The sequence below is a fragment of the Streptomyces sp. NPDC003697 genome, from assembly GCF_053587115.1.
Window position 1 is genome coordinate 21,216 of the sequence record NZ_JBSFNN010000078.1, and the last position, 11,484, is coordinate 32,699.

Here is an 11,484-nt window from a genome sequence, read left to right on the forward strand (position 1 = left end):
GCCCGGTCCTGACCTCCGCCCGCGCTCCGTGGACGTGCGGTCCCGGCTCAGGCCCCGTCGTACCCCCCTTGTTATGACGCTCGTCATGGCGCATGCTGCTGCAGGACCGCCGTCGCGGCTCGCCGACCGGGTGGCGCGGGCGCGGCAGCGGAGACGGGAGGGTCCGGCATGGGCGATGGTCTCGCACGTGCGTTGTGGGAGCGGTACGAGCCGGTCCACGACCTCGTCTACTTCGCGCCCGAGGTCCGCCGGGAGGCGGACGCGCTGGGCCTGCGCGGTTTCTGGATGGGGTACTTCGCGATGCGGGCGGCCCCGCTGGGTCCCGTGCCCGCGCCGGTCGTGGCCGGCTGCTTCTACGTCTTCCACCCCGACCGGGTGGCGCGGGCGCTGCCGGACGCCTGGCGGTACGCCGGGCCGTCCGAGGTGCTGGAGGCCCGCGTGCGGGCCGTGGACGCGGCGATGACCCGCGTGTTCGGCCCGGAAACCGTCACCGGTTCCGGGGTGACCGAGGCCGCGGACCTGGCGTGGGAGGCCGCCCAGGCCGCCGACAGCGCGGGCCGGGTGCTCTGCGCCGCCAACCAGGCGCTGGAGCGTCCGGAGCAGCCGCACGTCAGGCTGTGGCAGGCCCTGACGACGCTGCGCGAGCACCGCGGTGACGGGCACGTCGCCGCCCTGGTCGCCCATGGCGTCGGTCCGGTCGACGCCATGGTGCTGAAGTGCGCCGCCGGCGAGTCGGACGCTGCGCTGCTGCGGGAGAGCCGCCAGTGGGACCTGCGGACATGGCGGGCGGCCGAGGCCGGACTGCGCGAGCGGGGGTGGCTCGGCGCGGACGGCGCCCCGACCGCTGCCGGAGCGGCGGTCCGAGCGGAGGTCGAGGCGTGCACGGACGCCGCCGCCGGGCAGCCGTGGGCGGCGCTGGGCAGGGAACGCGCCCTGCGTCTGGCCGCTCTGCTGGAACCGCTGGCCGAGGCCGTGCTGCACACGGGGCTGATCCCCCCGGGCAACCCGGTCGGACTCACCGGAGCGCTGTGGGAGGCCTCCCCCGCCGCGGCGGGGAGGGGGCGCGCGGGCTGACCCCGTACGAGGCTGTGGCCGCACCGCGCGGCCGGGCCCGCCGGCCGTCCGCTCAGGGCCGGCGCCGTGGACGGGCCGCTACGGCGGCGACGTCGTCGTCGGCGTGTTCGGCGCCGAGCCGGTCGAGGATGTCGTCCAGCAGGGCGGAGACGTCCTGGTCGGGAGGCAGCCGCAGGGCGGTCAGCCGGCCGAGCGAGGTCTCGATGTCCTCCCCGCGGCGCTCGACCAGACCGTCGGTGAACAGGACCAGCGTGTCGTCCCCCGCGAGCGGCCTGTTGAACGGTTCGTAGGCGCCGAGGCCGGTGCCCAGGGGCGGGCCGATGGGCAGCGGCACCAGTTCGGCCGTTCCGCGGCGGGGGAAGACGGCGGGCGGCAGGTGGCCCGCGCCGGCGAGGGAGACCGTGCCGTGCACCGGGTCCAGCAGGGCGAGCAGGCAGGTCGCGGGGCGGCGGCCGCTCTCCTCGGACACGGCGGTGTCCACCCGGCGCAGGATCACGTGCGGTGCCGCCTCGGAGGAGGCGATGTAGCGCAGCACCGAACGGTAGGCGTTCATGTCGACCGCCGCGTCCAGGCCGTGGCCCATGACGTCGCCGACGACGAGGAGGGTGCGGCCGTAGTGCAGGCGCACCGTCTCGCACCAGTCGCCGCCGACGTGCGTGCCCCGGCCGACGGGCAGGTAGCGGGTCGCCACTTCGACGTTGGGGTGGGGGCGCCCGGGGTCGGCGCGCAGGACCTGCTGGAGATCCCACACACGCGCGCCGACCTGCCGGTGCTCCTCCGCGTGGCGCAGGTGTGCGGCGGCGAGGCGCGCCGCATAGTGGACGGCCGCGGTCTCCTCGTCGTCGAACGGGGTGCCGGTCCGCAGGGCGAGGACGACGCCGTAGACCCGGCTCCCCGCCAGCAGCGGCATCGACACGGCGACCAGGCTCGTGCCGCCGCGAGGGGAGAAGGACCTGGTGATCGGGTGGCCCTCGTCCAGGGCCCGGACGCGGACGTCACCGCGCGGCATCTTCTCCAGGGCGTCGAGGAGGTCGCGCCGGCCGGCGACGGCGACGGCCTGGAGCGACCCGTCGGGGTGGCGGTCGCGCGCCCGCGGGGTGAACAGGTCGACGGTGGCGGTGTCGCAGCACTCCTCGACCAGGAACGCGGTCAGTTCGGAGGCCGTCCTGCGGGGGTCGAGGGACGTGCCGATCGCGGCGACCGCCCGCTCGGCTCGACCGAGACGATCCGCGTCGGCCTTGCTGGACCCGGACACATGGTCGCCTTTCACCACGCTTTCTCTTCCGCCCTCCATACCAGCACCGGTGGAGGGGTTCGGCGAGCGGCGACCGCGAGTCCCGGGGTGGTGCACGGGGTGATCGGCACCGGTCGGTGCGGCCAGGGCCCGGACGTTCGCCCGGCGACGCGACGGGCCCCGGGGGACGCCTTCGAAGGCATGCCCCGTCCCGGGACGTGCCTTTCGAAGAGATGACGGCCCAGGGAATCGGGCGGAGCCGCCGCGGTACGCCATTCGGGTGCTCCCTCAGGGCTGTCGCGCGATCCCGGCGGGCGCACGACGACGGCCACGGCTCCTCGCCGCGTCGTCGGCTCTCCCGGATACGCCCAGTACGAGGACGACCCTCCGCCTTGCGACGCACCGCAACCGGCGCCGCGCGCTGATCCACCGCGGACTACGGGACAGCCCTCAGGCCCCGTCGTCGAGCACGCGTCGTCGCCCGGTGCCCGGGAGGCCCGCCTCGCCGTCCAGGAGGGCGAGGCGGGCGGTGACGCGCTTGCCGACCGGTTCCAGCCGCACGTCGAGGCGCCGGGCGAGGGCCCTGACGATCTCCAGTCCGTGCCGGCCGACCCGGCTGGGATCGGCGGGGCGCGGGGTGGGCAGGACGGGTGAGGTGTCCCACACCGTCACCGCCACGGCGTCGCCGCTGACGCGCAGATCGAGCAGGGCCGGGCCGGGCGCGTGCTTCAGGGCGTTGGTGACCAGTTCGCTGACCACCAGCCGGGTGGCGTCGAGCGCGCGGGAGGCGACGGGCAGGCCGCCCTCGGTCCGCAGGCGGGTGAGGAAGGCCCCGGCGACGCGGCGGGCCTCGGCGATGCACGCCGGGTCGGCGGTCAGGGTGAGGGTGGTGTGCGGCACAGGGGCGCCGGGGCCCACCTGTTCCCGGCCACCGGTGGCAGCTTCCATACGATCCCGCCCTCACCCCCGGGTTCACGCAACGTGTCCACCCGCGTATACGCTCACGGTACCGCCCGTGCTCACCGATCGGCCCGTGATCCTGTCCTGAACCCCTACCATCGAGCCCATCCGACCCGTTGGCCATGGCCAGACATTTACCAGAAGTGAGGACAGCGTGGCAGACACCGAGGGAGCTGCGGTGCCCGGACGGCTGCTGATCACCCGGACCCCGGCCGACGGTGGCGCGTGGGTGGTGACCCCCGTGGGAGAGGTCGACCTGGACGGCAGCGCGGAGCTCAGGGACGTCCTGCTGTCCTGCCTGGACGACGCGCCGGGGACGGTGGTGGACCTCGGCGGAGTGACCTTCATGGACTCCAGCGGCATCAACGCCCTCATCACCGCCCACCAGGCCGCTCGCGAGCACGGGACCTGGCTGCGCCTCGCCGCACCGCAGGACGCCGTCTCGCGGGTGATCCAGCTGGTCGGGGTGGACACGCTCATTCCGTGCCACCCGACGCTCGGGGAGGCCCTCGCCGCCTGACGGCGGCGACAGGGCGGTCACCTGCGCACATGGCGCCGAAAGGGGTCCGTGCCGGGCGTCCGTGGGGTTACCCGCGTATCCGCACGGCGCGGGCGTCCGTCAGGGCCGGGGGTTCGTCCGCTGCCAGCGGCGGGCGCCGGGCTGGTGCCGCCCGGCGACGGAGGCGCAGCGCGGGCAGACCCGGCCCACGGCGTCGGCCGCGCCGCCCGACTCCGGCAGGATGTCGGGCCAGGCGACGCCCGCGAACCGGGTCAGACGCGACCGGTGCAGGGACAGCCCGCACACCGTCTGGTTGGTGCCCTGCTCCCAGGCGTGCACCTCGCCGGAGGGCAGCCAGCGGCCGTCGTCCTCGTCCCACCAGCGCCCGGAGGCCGCCACCGTGTAGCGTCGCGTTCTCGCCATGGTTCGCGGGTGCCCTCGCCGGTCACCGGGTATGCCGACCGCGCCGGGGCTCCGCATGCCCGGCCGCGTCACGGGGAACCCGGCGACCGCCGATAGTCATCCACATACCGGGAGAGGCCATGAGTCTGCTGCGTGTCGTCGGTCGCCCGCTTCTCGCCTCCATGTTCGTCGCCGGAGGGCTGAACTCCGTACGGCATCCGCGGGAGCTGGCGCCAGCCGCGGAGCCCGTCGTCAAGCCCCTCACGGACCGCGTGCGGGCGCTGCCCGACCGCACCGAGCAGGTCGTACGCCTCAACGGCGGCGTGCAGGTCGTGGCCGGTCTGCTGCTGGCGTCGGGCCGCCTGCCCCGGCTGTCCGCCATGGCCCTGGCCGCCACCCTGGTGCCGACGACGCTGGCGGGCCACCGCTTCTGGGAGGAGGACGAGCCGACCTCCCGGGACCAGCAGCGCATCCACTTCCTCAAGAACCTCTCCATGCTCGGTGGTCTGCTGATCGCGGCGGACGACACCGCCGGCGCGCCGTCGGTGCTGTGGCGCGGGCGCCACGCGGCACGCGGTGTCCAGCGCGAGGCCCGTCTGGTCCGGCGTTCGGTCCGCGCGACGGCGGGCCCGGCTGCCAAGGCCGGCCGCATCAGGGCCAAGCTGCCCGTCTGACCCGGCCGCTGGGCCCCGTGGAGGCCGCCCGCCCCCGGCCGGGGCAGGGGCAGCCACGCCACCCGGCCGGCCCGTCCGCAGGAGGAGAAGGGGACGCACCATGAACCACCAGTCCCGTCACGGGCCGTTGCTGGCCGACTTCGCGGGGCGGGCCGGTCCCGACCTGCTCGGCATCTACCTCAACGACCATCTGGCCGGCGCGACGGCCGGGGTCGAGCGGGCCCGCCATCTGGTGTCCGCCTGCCGGGGCTCGGCGGTCGGCGAGGCCATGGGCCCGGTCGCCGACGAGATCGCCCAGGACCGCAGGACGCTCCTGGCCGTCATGCGAGAACTCGACGTCCCGATCCGGCGCTACAAGGTGTACGCCGGGCGGCTGGGCGAACGGGCGGGGCGGTTGAAGAGCAACGGCCGCCTGGTCCGGCGCTCCCCGCTGAGCACCCTGTTGGAGCTGGAGCTCCTGCAGGCCGGGGTGACGGGCAAGGCCTGCGCGTGGGAGGTGCTCCGCCGGCTCGCCGAGCACGACGAACGCCTGGACGTGCAGCAGTTCGACGCGCTGCTCGAACGGGCCCGGGCGCAGCTGCGCACCATCGACGAACTGCGTCTGCGCCAGGCCGAGGAGACGTTCGCACAGCCGGGCGGTAGGTGAGCGCTCCTCCCGGCACGCGCGCCGGGCGGGGGAGCCCCGTCCGGCCGCGGTGGGCACCGGGGCGCCTGCCACCGGCGGACCGGGGGCTTCGGGCGCCATGGGCACGGCTCGGACGTGCGGCCCCGTCGCGGGGCGGCGCGGCCGCGCGGAGGCCGGTCCGTCGGGGCCGGTGACCCGTGGACCGGCGGGCCGCAGACGCACGGCCCCACCCGCCGGCGGGAGGGGTCAGCCGTGCCGGGCGTGGGGGCGGCTGCGGGGGACGCCGGACGGGCGACGCCTGGCGTCGCCCGCGCTGTCGTGACGCCAGTCCAGGACCGCGATCGCCAGTGCCGCCAGCATGGCCACGAGGCCGGACGCCACGGCGATCGCCACCGCCGGCCGGTAGTCGTGCCCGTTCCTGCCGAGCACCAGGTAGAACAGTCCCGGCAGGGCCGCGGTGCCCACGGCGCCGCCGAGGCGCTGGCCCGTCTGCAGGGCGCCGCCCGCGGCTCCCGCCATCCGCACGGGCACGTCCCGCAGCGTCATCGTGAGGTTGGGTGAGATGACGCAGCCGCTGCCCACACCGCCGAGGAACAGGGCGGGCACGGTCATCCACGCGACCGAGCCGGCGGGGACGAGGCGCAGGACGAGCGCCGTACCGCCCAGCCCGGCGACCACCGCCACGAGCCCGCAGACGGTCAGCAGCCGTCCCAGCCGCTCCACCAGCCGTCCCGCCACCACGGCGGCGGCGGCCGAACCGATCGCGAACGGTGTCACGGCCAGCCCGGACAGCAGCGGCGAATAGCCGAGGCCGTTCTGGAAGAACAGGGCGAACACCAGCCACACCCCGCTGAACCCGACGAAGTACAGGGCCGCGAGCAGGGCTCCGGGGCCGTAGCCGCTCATGCCGGTGACCAGGCGCGGGTCCAGCAGCGGGTGTCCCTCGCGTGCGGAGACACGCCGCTCCCACCAGGCGAAGGCGGCCAGCAGCGCGAGACCCGCCGGGAACAGCCACCACAACCGGCCCAGACCGCCGGACTCGGCGAACACCAAGGGCAGCATCAGGGACAGCACCCCCGCACCGAGAAGGGCCACGCCGGGAAGGTCAAGCCGTTCCCGGCGGCCCGGCCGGAGCCGCGGCAGGTAGCGCAGGCCGAGCAGCAGCGCGATCGCGCCGATGGGCACGTTGACGTAGAAGATCCACCGCCAGCCCTGCGAGCCGTGCGCCAGGGCGAGGATGAGGCCGCCGGTGACCGGGCCGATCGCGCTGGAGACGCCGACCGTGGCGCCGAACAGACCGAAGGCGCGGCCGCGTTCGGCTCCGCGGAACATCTGCTGGATGAGGGCGGAGTTCTGCGGGGCGAGGCATCCGGCGAAGACGCCCTGCAGGATCCGCGCCGCGACGAGCCAGGTGATCGTGGGTGCCGCTCCCGCCGCGGCGCTGCAGAGGACGAAGCCGGCCAGCGACCACAGGAAGATCCGCCGCCTGCCCATCGCGTCGCCCAGACGGCCGGCCGGCACCAGGGTGAGGGCGAAGGCCAGGGCGTATCCGGAGACCACCCACTGCACCGCGGCCGGCGAGGCGCCCAGGTCCCGTTGCAGGGAGGGCAGGGCCACCGCCACGATGGTGACGTCGAGCAGGCTCATGAACCCGGTCACGAGGGTGACCCACAGGGCCTTCCAGCGCCGCGGACCGACCCCCGCCTGCCGCTCCGCGCCAACCCCGCGCCCGCCTGCCCGTGTCTCCAGTTCCACGAAGGCTCCTCCCACTCGGCGCGATTCCGCCGGCGGCCGCCGGCGAACGAACGGGCGGCGACCGCACCCCCACACGGCTCACCTGGCAGCCTCGCCCCAAACCCCCCGTGACGCGGGGGGTTTCCGGGGCGTGGACCGTCTCAGCGGCGGAGGGCGGCGCGCAGACGGGGGTCGGCGGCACGCTCCCACTCTGCGGGCAGCTGCTGCTCCCGCCGGGCGGCCGCGGCGCGCTCCTGTCCGTACAGCAGGCCCCAGGTGAAGCCCGGCTCCCCCGCGGCGTGCGCCGCGACCGCCAGACGGCGCAGCGTGTCGCGGGCCACGACGCCGTCGTGGTGGTCACCGGCCACCTGCTGGACAGCCTTGACCCGTCGGCCCAGCCGTTTCGCCGGCCGGCCGAGAGCAGGACGCGCCGCCTCCGCCGCGTAGCGGAGCCGCTTGGCCGCCTTGCGTGCCTCGTGGATCGCGGCGTCGCGTTCCCGCCCCGGCGGCAGCTCCAGCGCCCGCCCCATGCGCCGCTCCAGCCGGCCGAACTCCTTCCGCAGCGCCTTGGCCATCACCTTGCGAGGTGCGCGCGTCGCCCTGGCGCGCAGCGGCGGGTCGGTGGTCAGCCGGTTCAGCGTGTGCAGCAGGGCCAGGTAGCGGGGCGAGGCCAGGGCGTCCTGCGTGCGGCGGCGGGCCTCGGCGTGCCGCGCCACGTGCCACGCCGTCAGCCGCGCGTCGACGGGGCCGAGGACCAGCTCCCCCGGCACGTCCCGTACGCCCGCGGTCAGGCGCTCGCTCAGCACCTCCTGGTCGCGTTCCGCGCCGAGTTCGCCGGCCAGCCACTTGAGGTCCGCGCGGACGCGGACGGTGGCGCCGGGGTCGAGGACCGTCCGGTAGGAGCGCAGACAGCCGCGCAGGCGGCGGCAGGCGACACGCATGTCGTGCACCGCGGCGGGCCTGCCGCGCCGCACGGCGGGATCGAGGTCCACCAAGGCGCGTACCTGCGCGTCCACGTAGGCGAGCACATGCGCGGCGGCGGAGCCCTCCGGGACGTCGGGGCTCGGCGGGAGCGCGTCGCCCGTGCCTGGGGTCGTCTCCGCCAGGGCGCGGGCCAGCTTGGACGCGGTCCGCGCGCGCTCGACGCCGTTCTCGCGCAGCAGCGCGTCGACAGCGGCGAGGAGCGCGGGGTCGCCGTCCTCGGCCAGCTCGACCTCCATCTCCGTCCACCGGGCGTGCCGGCCCCCGGCGCGCAGCGAGTCGGCGCGCACCGTGTCCAGGCACAGTTCGGCGAGGACGGTGCCGTCGGCGTCCAGGAGGTGCCGCACGGACCGGGTGGTGCGGATGCGCACCACCGGCCGCAGAGGCGCCCCACGGGTGCGCGACAGGGCCAGGTCCCGCAACTCGGCCGGAACCTCCTCGGACAGCGGGGCCCGGATCTCCTCACGGCTGCCGTCGGGCAGGGGCAGTTTGAGGTGCCAGCCCTCGTCCGGGCCGCCCGTCCTGCGCCGCAGGGTCGCGGCGCTGCGGGCCAGACGCAGGTCGTCGGCGTCGTAGTAGACCGCGTCCAGTTCCCGGATTCCGCGGTCGGCGAGGGAGGCGACCGGGTGCACGGCGGTCAGGTCGGGCAGCCACCCGGCGTCGTCCGCCGCGGGCACCTCGTACGTGAGTTCTGTCTCTCGTGTCGACTGGGCCATACAGTGCCCGTTGACGCGATCGGGGCGGTCAAACCCGCGCACCCGCGCCGACCCGCGTCCGCGCACGACACCGGCAGGGCCGACCGGCCGTGTCGGCGGCCGGCCGGCACTCGTGAAGGCCCCGGGCGGCTTCAAGGGCGGCACATCGGGTAGCCGTAATTTCCGGCAAAGAGCGCATTCCCCGACCCCCCGCGCACATGTGACCCAACGGACCACCCCCCACCAGCCCAGACGGTGACTTCTATGGTTTTGACGCCCAGGAAACAGGCGCCGGGCGAGCGGGCGCCGAACCGGCGCGCCACCGCATTGCGCTACGGAGCGACGTACGACGCCGGCGCGGCCCACGTCGCCGACGCGCGGCGTGCCGTGCACGTCGTCCTCGACCGGGCGGCCCGCGTCTTCGACGCGCGGGTGTCGACGCGCGCCGAACAGGAGGCGCAGCTCGTGGTGAGCGAGCTGGTCACCAATGCCGTGCGGCACGCGCCGGGACCCTGCAGCCTGTTGCTGGCGGCGGACTGCGAGCGGCTGAGAATCACCGTCCGGGACACCTCCCCGGCGCTGCCGCGCGTCTACGAACGCTGCGGGTCCCGCGTCGGCGGACACGGGCTGCACCTGGTGCGTTCGTGCAGCCGCGGGCTGACGGTGACCGGGCTGCCCGGCGGCAAGGCGATCACCGCCGAGGTCCCGCTGTAGGCCCCCGGGGCCGTACGCATGGGGTGCGACGGGCGAGGGTACTCGCAGCTCCGAAAAGGGGGAGTCCGCGCGCCCGGCGCACTCCGCTCGGAGCTCCTGAGGGCCCACGGTCCAGTGCCGGGCCCACGACAGACGGGCCCCGTCCCGTCGGGCAAGGACCGCGATGGCCGCCTTCGACGACGACGTGATCGACCTGCACTTCATCGGCACCGCGACGGTGCTGGTCCGGTACGGGGAACTGACCCTCCTGACGGACCCCAACTTCCTGCACGCCGGGCAGCACGCACACCTCGGGTACGGACTGCTGACCCGCCGGCTCACCGAACCCGCCCTGACCCCGCAGGACCTTCCGCGGCTCGACGCCGTGGTCCTGTCCCATCTGCACGGCGACCACTGGGACCGCGAGGCCCGGAGGAACCTGGACCGGTCGGTGCCCGTCGTCACCACGCCGCACGCCGCCCGCCGGCTGCGGACCTGGCAGGGCTTCGGCCGGGCGGGCGGCCTGCGGACGTGGCAGAGCTGCGTCTTCACCCGGGGCCGCTCCCAGGTCCGCGTCACGGCTCTGCCCGGCCGGCACTCCCTCCAGCCGGCGCTCGAGCGCCTGCTGCCCCCGGTCATGGGCAGCATGCTGGAGTTCGGTCCCGTCGACGGGCCGGTCCGCCTGCGGATGTACGTCTCCGGCGACACACTCCTGTTCGACGGGCTGGAGGAGATCGGCCGGCGCTTCCCGGACGCCGACCTGGCCGTGCTCCACCTGGGCGGCACCCGTCTGCCCGGCGGCTTCGTCGTGACCATGGACGGCGCGCAGGGAGCCGAACTGGCGCGCCGCCTCGACTACCGCCACGTCCTGCCCGTCCACTACGACGACTACTCCGTCTTCCGCTCCCCCCTCGACGACTTCCTCGCCGAGGCCGAGCGGCTCGGGCTCGGGGACCGGCTCGTGCACTGCCCCCGCGGCGAGCGCACCCGGGTCACCGCGCGGGCCGGGCGGCCCGTCCCGCGCTGACGTGCGGCGGGGGTACTCCCCCGAGGCTGCCGCTCAGACCGAGTAGGCGTCGGTGTCCAGGTCGCAGCGGCCGCCGCGCAGCTCGTAGCGGGCCCGCAGCACGTCGGCGGCCAGCTCGCGCGACGCGCACGCGGCGGTCGGACCGAAGTGCTGACGGGCGTACTCCAGGACGTCGTCGACGGTGACCCGCCCCCGCAGGACCTTCTCCCCCGGGCCGTCGTGGGCGTCGTTGAGCCGTGCGGCCAGCGTCCGCCGCTGCGCCGTGATGGCGATGTCGGCCGCCACCCCCAGCTGCGCCCGCACGTGCAGGGCCCGCCGTGCCGCCGTCTCGCGCGACGGCCGGCCTGCCCGCCGCTGAACCAACCGCTTCATCCCGACCCCTGTCCCTCCGGTGCCGCGCCCCGGCTGCGGCGCGCGGCGACGACGATCGCGTGTGGCTCCCTGTTACCCCGGACCCGCCGGTTCAGACACGCCGGACACCGCTCCACCGCGGCCGGCCGCGCGGGTCCCGCTGCACGGTGGTGCAGCGGGGCGGGGGATGATGGGTGTGACACGCGGGAAACGGGGTACAGACGGCGGCGTTCTCCGTCCATGATCATGGGGCGGATCCGCACCGGCACACGGCAGAAGAGGAGGTCGGCGCCATGACGGTGGCCACACAGCTGCAGGCGGCTCGCACTCGGGCAGAGTTGCCGGAGGTGGCCGATCCCTCGCGCGTGGCTCCGGCCGACGCGCGGGAGCTCTCCCGGCGGTTCTTCGACCGGCTGGCGGTGCTGGAGGAGGGGACGCCTGAGTACCAGTACGCGCGCAACACGCTGATCGAGATGAACATGTCGCTGGTGCGGTTCGCGGCGGCGCGGTTCCGCAGTCGTGGGCCGGAGGAGAT

The 11,484-nt window shown here is 75.4% G+C and carries 12 protein-coding genes and 1 pseudogene; 7 read left to right on the top strand and 6 right to left on the bottom strand.

What is annotated here, in order from left to right:
• Nucleotides 1-168: 168 nt before the first annotated feature.
• On the top strand, nt 169-1,074 hold the full coding sequence (locus ACWDNY_RS25115; RefSeq protein WP_451648049.1) for an SCO6745 family protein: 906 nt from the start codon (nt 169-171) through the stop codon (nt 1,072-1,074).
• Nucleotides 1,075-1,126: 52 nt separating this feature from the next.
• On the opposite strand, the gene ACWDNY_RS25120 is transcribed toward ACWDNY_RS25115, so the two are convergent.
• Together ACWDNY_RS25120 and ACWDNY_RS25125 are read right to left on the bottom strand one after the other, a co-directional pair.
• Entirely contained in the window at nt 1,127-2,347 is a 1,221-nt protein-coding gene (locus ACWDNY_RS25120) for a PP2C family protein-serine/threonine phosphatase (protein ID WP_451648050.1), read from the bottom strand.
• A 411-nt stretch (nt 2,348-2,758) separates the two neighbouring features.
• Nucleotides 2,759-3,256 (bottom strand): ATP-binding protein, encoded by a 498-nt coding sequence (locus ACWDNY_RS25125; protein WP_451648051.1) that lies wholly within the window; start codon nt 3,254-3,256, stop codon nt 2,759-2,761.
• Between the two features lie 166 nt (nt 3,257-3,422).
• Here ACWDNY_RS25125 and ACWDNY_RS25130 point away from each other — a divergent pair, with 166 nt between their 5' ends.
• Nucleotides 3,423-3,788, top strand: a complete 366-nt coding sequence (locus ACWDNY_RS25130; RefSeq protein WP_451648052.1) for an STAS domain-containing protein — start codon at nt 3,423-3,425, stop codon at nt 3,786-3,788.
• A 99-nt stretch (nt 3,789-3,887) separates the two neighbouring features.
• On the opposite strand, the gene ACWDNY_RS25135 is transcribed toward ACWDNY_RS25130, so the two are convergent.
• Nucleotides 3,888-4,190 (bottom strand): hypothetical protein, encoded by a 303-nt coding sequence (locus ACWDNY_RS25135; protein WP_451648053.1) that lies wholly within the window; start codon nt 4,188-4,190, stop codon nt 3,888-3,890.
• A 119-nt stretch (nt 4,191-4,309) separates the two neighbouring features.
• On the opposite strand from ACWDNY_RS25135, the gene ACWDNY_RS25140 reads away from it, so the two are divergent.
• Together ACWDNY_RS25140 and ACWDNY_RS25145 are read left to right on the top strand one after the other, a co-directional pair.
• The gene (locus ACWDNY_RS25140) at nt 4,310-4,843 is read left to right on the top strand and encodes a DoxX family protein (protein WP_451648054.1); all 534 of its coding nucleotides are present in this window, start codon (nt 4,310-4,312) and stop codon (nt 4,841-4,843) included.
• A 100-nt stretch (nt 4,844-4,943) separates the two neighbouring features.
• Nucleotides 4,944-5,489, top strand: coding sequence for a hypothetical protein (locus tag ACWDNY_RS25145; RefSeq protein WP_451648055.1), 546 nt, complete (start codon nt 4,944-4,946; stop codon nt 5,487-5,489).
• A gap of 225 nt (nt 5,490-5,714) precedes the next feature.
• On the opposite strand, the gene ACWDNY_RS25150 is transcribed toward ACWDNY_RS25145, so the two are convergent.
• Together ACWDNY_RS25150 and ACWDNY_RS25155 are read right to left on the bottom strand one after the other, a co-directional pair.
• On the bottom strand, nt 5,715-7,217 hold the full coding sequence (locus ACWDNY_RS25150) for an MFS transporter (RefSeq protein ID WP_451648061.1): 1,503 nt from the start codon (nt 7,215-7,217) through the stop codon (nt 5,715-5,717).
• A gap of 146 nt (nt 7,218-7,363) precedes the next feature.
• Nucleotides 7,364-8,899, bottom strand: a complete 1,536-nt coding sequence (locus ACWDNY_RS25155) for a CYTH and CHAD domain-containing protein (RefSeq protein WP_451648056.1) — start codon at nt 8,897-8,899, stop codon at nt 7,364-7,366.
• A 243-nt stretch (nt 8,900-9,142) separates the two neighbouring features.
• Between ACWDNY_RS25155 and ACWDNY_RS25160 the strand changes: the two genes are divergently transcribed.
• Together ACWDNY_RS25160 and ACWDNY_RS25165 are read left to right on the top strand one after the other, a co-directional pair.
• Complete coding sequence (locus ACWDNY_RS25160; protein WP_451648057.1) at nt 9,143-9,592, top strand: ATP-binding protein; 450 nt, start codon at nt 9,143-9,145, stop codon at nt 9,590-9,592.
• A gap of 163 nt (nt 9,593-9,755) precedes the next feature.
• Entirely contained in the window at nt 9,756-10,598 is an 843-nt protein-coding gene (locus ACWDNY_RS25165) for an MBL fold metallo-hydrolase (protein WP_451648058.1), read from the top strand.
• Nucleotides 10,599-10,631: 33 nt separating this feature from the next.
• Here the strand turns inward: ACWDNY_RS25165 and ACWDNY_RS25170 are convergent, their stop codons facing one another.
• Nucleotides 10,632-10,970 (bottom strand): hypothetical protein, encoded by a 339-nt coding sequence (locus tag ACWDNY_RS25170; RefSeq protein ID WP_451648059.1) that lies wholly within the window; start codon nt 10,968-10,970, stop codon nt 10,632-10,634.
• 272 nt (nt 10,971-11,242) lie between these two features.
• Between ACWDNY_RS25170 and ACWDNY_RS25175 the strand changes: the two are divergent.
• Nucleotides 11,243-11,484, top strand: a pseudogene (locus tag ACWDNY_RS25175) (RNA polymerase sigma factor SigF); the annotation flags it as partial.

Excerpts from the sequence above, each read along its gene's own strand:
- ACWDNY_RS25115 (WP_451648049.1), top strand. The coding sequence starts at position 169 with ATGGGCGATGGTCTCGCACGTGCGTTGTGGGAGCGGTACGAGCCGGTC.
- ACWDNY_RS25125 (WP_451648051.1), bottom strand. The coding sequence starts at position 3,256 with ATGGAAGCTGCCACCGGTGGCCGGGAACAGGTGGGCCCCGGCGCCCCT.
- ACWDNY_RS25135 (WP_451648053.1), bottom strand. The coding sequence starts at position 4,190 with ATGGCGAGAACGCGACGCTACACGGTGGCGGCCTCCGGGCGCTGGTGG.
- ACWDNY_RS25140 (WP_451648054.1), top strand. The coding sequence starts at position 4,310 with ATGAGTCTGCTGCGTGTCGTCGGTCGCCCGCTTCTCGCCTCCATGTTC.
- ACWDNY_RS25145 (WP_451648055.1), top strand. The coding sequence starts at position 4,944 with ATGAACCACCAGTCCCGTCACGGGCCGTTGCTGGCCGACTTCGCGGGG.
- ACWDNY_RS25155 (WP_451648056.1), bottom strand. The coding sequence starts at position 8,899 with ATGGCCCAGTCGACACGAGAGACAGAACTCACGTACGAGGTGCCCGCG.
- ACWDNY_RS25160 (WP_451648057.1), top strand. The coding sequence starts at position 9,143 with ATGGTTTTGACGCCCAGGAAACAGGCGCCGGGCGAGCGGGCGCCGAAC.
- ACWDNY_RS25165 (WP_451648058.1), top strand. The coding sequence starts at position 9,756 with ATGGCCGCCTTCGACGACGACGTGATCGACCTGCACTTCATCGGCACC.
- ACWDNY_RS25170 (WP_451648059.1), bottom strand. The coding sequence starts at position 10,970 with ATGAAGCGGTTGGTTCAGCGGCGGGCAGGCCGGCCGTCGCGCGAGACG.